The following is a 3,448-nucleotide window of genomic DNA, read 5'->3' as shown; positions in this document are numbered from 1 at the left end:
TCACCGGTGCCGCCGCCGAGCTGCAGCGGCTGGAGATCGTGCCGGCTTCCTCGACCAAGAACTCTCTCTTCAAGAGCGCCTAGCGTCTGTCAGGCCAGGAACCTCGTCGTCCCCTTGGCCGATGATCGGTGATCAGGCGTTGATGGAGGACACAGGCTGCATCAGTTAAGCCGGGACACCTGGTAGTGGCTGATAGGCTCCACCCGGATCCCCGATCACCACGGAACGCTGATCGGTCGACAGCACTGCGTCATTGCGAACCCGGACAGCCAGAATTCGACATCGCCTGCAGCTTCTGCGGCGACGGCCCCATCCTCGCCGACGCTCGCTGATCTGGCTGAAAAGGGTGATCTGACCAAGCCGATCCAACGATGGCTCACCGCAGCCGGATGGACCGTCACGCCTGATCTGCTATGCCCGGACCACGCGTGAGGCGGGAACGGAGCCGCTGCAGCGGGGGATGGAATGCGACACCTTTCGAATATCGCACCGCACCAGTCTTTTGGATCTCGCGCAACGGCAAGCAACGGGTGGTGCGCCCCCACAGATACGCGTTGGCAATCGAACTCGGTCGCCCCCTCCTGGAGGACGAGGTGGCGTTGCACGAAGTCTGTGACAACCCGATCTGTGTGCGCCTCGGGAACATCAGGGCGACCGCACGTGGTGCTCGGGACGCAAGCACAAAACCTCGCGGGGATGGGTGCGAAGGGACGCGGCGGTGGCCGCGGCCAGACATGGCATTGGTACTGACCCGACCGCGCCGCACGAGCCGCCCGGTCGCGAGAATTGCGGGAAGCAGTGCGCCACGGATGTGCAGGAAGCCCTCTTGCACAGCGACGTCCCGACATTGTTCTGAACAACACGCACCCGATCGACGTCGGAAGCGTTAGGTGAGAAGGGAAGAACATGAGCGAGAACGAAGCAGTCACGCCACGTTCGACGGTCGTGGCTGCGCTGTATCAGGCGACCAAGCACACCTGGTCGGTGTCGGATGCAGACCTGGAAGCGATCGTTGCGGGCGACCAGGTATCACCAATGAGATCGGCGCGGTGCCGTCCCCGAGCACTTCACTCAGCGTCAGGGAGCCCCGGTGATCAATCCTGCATTTCGTCGGCGAGGTCGAGATCGTGGAACCCCGGGGGCGATGCCCCACAAGTCGCCGAGACACCCGTTCATCGCCTCGACCGGAGTGGGCCGAGGCGCCGACACCGACATCGGCGTAGATGTTCCGCTGCCGCCGCATCAAGATCCGACCGAGATGTGCCGACTCCTCCGGCCCCGTCGGCGAACCGGGGCGAATCCGATTGGCGCACCGTGGCCTGACATCCGGCGCACCTGGCCGGGTGCACACCGCCGACCGGGGGTTCGGCCTCGACTCCCCCGGTCGGCGGGGACGAGCACTCGACAGAATTCGAATTTGCCCCAACTATGTTGTGAAACATCCGCTTTGGAAGATCCATGAACAACAGAACCGAACCGACCGTGGTGATCGTGCCCGGTGTGCACGACCACGTCGCCGATCACTGGCAGACCCTGCTCGCCGCCCGGCTCGATCGCGTGCGCACCGTGCCGCCGCTGGTGCACGACACGCTCAGCTTGCCGGCGCGGGTCGAGTCTCTCGATGCGGTGCTCGCCGAGGTCACCGGCCCCGTCGTCCTGGTCGCGCCCACAGTGCGGGTGTGATGATTGCCGTGCCCTGGGCGCAGCAGGCCACCCGCCCGATCCAGGGTGCCCTCCTGGCGACCCCGGTCGATCTGAAACAGCCGCTGCCGGAGGGGTATCCCACGACCGAGGACCTCGAGCACGACGGCTGACTCCCGATCCCGCGCCGCCGGCTGCCGTTCCCAAGCGTGGTCGCGGCCAGCAGCAACGATCCGCTCGCCACCCGTCGTCGAGTCGCGGGTCTGGCCGAAGTGTGGGGCAGCCGTCTGGTCGATCTCGGTGAGGTGGAGCACCTGAATCCTGAATCCGGGTACGGATATTGGCCACAGGCCGAGGAGCTCCTCCGGGAGTTGACCGGGATACCGCAGGAGGCGGCACCGTGATCTAGGTGTTCGCGTCGCGTCGCCCGCGTCCTCGAACGGATGATCAGTGACGTCGAACCGTTCAGCAGCAAACACCGCGTCATCGACACCGCCGGCAAAGTTCATCACGTCGTGGTCGTCGGCGACCTCCTGCACGACGACTCAGATGCCGTGATCGGGACCATCGGCTTCTATATCGACATCACCCAGTCCTACCGTAGCGATGTCAAGGAGTCGGTCGACGCGGTGGTCGCCGAACTTGCCGAGTCACGGGCGGTAATCGAACAGGCCAAGGGTGAACTGATGCTGGTCTACGGGATTCCCGCCGACCGCGCCTTCAACGTTCTCACTTGGTGCTCCCAGCAGACCAACACCCGAGTCCGCACGGTCGCCGAACAACTCGTCGCCGGGGTTCGCCGAGTGTGATCCCGCTGCGGACCTACGGACCCGGTCGACCACGTTCTGCTCACCGCCCACCAGCGAACCCTGCACAGGGCTGAGGAAGTGGCCGAGTGAGTGACAGTCCCGCAGGGCTGAAAGTCAGGGCACAAACCTGGACCGGGCGGCCTACCGGTCGAGCACGTGATCTGGGACCTGCGTATCTTCGGACATCCCCGATCAATCACCAGGCCTGGGTCGGCACGCTTCGGCCACGTTCATCGCGCCTGGTTCGAGGGCCTCCGCATCTCCTCGATGCGCTGCCGGACCCCGTACGCCGCTTCCTTGACGGCGGCGTCGTCCTCGAGACCCGACCCGAGCGCCCCACCGATGGTCGCGATGGACGCCAGCAATCAGGCGAGCGTCAGGTAATCAAAAAAGTTCACCCCAGAACACGGGACAACAGTTCCGGGGGAAGAGTCAGACACGCAGTGAACAGCAGCAGGCCGAACAGAGCCACGTGCAGGACGATCATGCCGATGACCAGGGTGACCACGGTCGCGGTGTTGTACAACACCGAACGATCGCGCTCGTCCGGCGACTTCGGCCGCTCCCACAGTTCGTGATCGAGGATCAGCCAGAGAATCATCGCCACGATCGACAGCACCGTCGCCGCACCCATCCGCCACGGACCCATCGTGTCGGCGAACAACCAGATCGTGTTGGTGGCCAGCGCGATCGCACCCGTGGCGAAGGCGCCGACGAGGACCTTCGATGGCGGTCATCGCCGGACCCGCCGTTTCCGACCCGACCGGGCGCCGAGGAAGTACGACCAGTCGCTAGAGGTACCGGTATCCGCCCACGGGAGTGGGGCGGGTGACGTTGTCCCCTATTGAGGGTGGTTGCTGTCAGGAGATGCTGAAGGTGTCGACAAAGCACTTTGCGGCAACCGAACTGGGACGTGATGGACCCTCGCCCAGGTCCGACGGCTGCGAGCACCGCCACGGACGGGCCTCTCACCACACGGGAGTGCCTGGATTTCCTGC

3 pseudogenes are annotated in these 3,448 nt (G+C 64.9%); 2 read left to right on the top strand and 1 reads right to left on the bottom strand.

The features are described 5' to 3' along the window. Nucleotides 1-1,458 precede the first annotated feature (1,458 nt). Both P3H15_RS53285 and P3H15_RS53280 read left to right on the top strand, forming a co-directional pair. Nucleotides 1,459-2,045: pseudogene (locus tag P3H15_RS53285) on the top strand (RBBP9/YdeN family alpha/beta hydrolase). A gap of 18 nt (nucleotides 2,046-2,063) precedes the next feature. Further along, nucleotides 2,064-2,435: pseudogene (locus P3H15_RS53280) on the top strand (ANTAR domain-containing protein); the annotation flags it as partial. A gap of 245 nt (nucleotides 2,436-2,680) precedes the next feature. Here P3H15_RS53280 and P3H15_RS53275 read toward each other — a convergent pair. Then, nucleotides 2,681-3,177, bottom strand: a pseudogene (locus P3H15_RS53275) (hypothetical protein); the annotation flags it as partial. Nucleotides 3,178-3,448: the final 271 nt, after the last annotated feature.

It is taken from the genome of Rhodococcus sp. T2V, assembly GCF_029269925.1.
In the GTDB taxonomy this organism is placed as follows: domain Bacteria; phylum Actinomycetota; class Actinomycetes; order Mycobacteriales; family Mycobacteriaceae; genus Rhodococcus_F; species Rhodococcus_F koreensis.
Note: the sequence above shows the minus strand (reverse complement) of the source record. Positions and strands in the feature narration are given on the sequence as shown.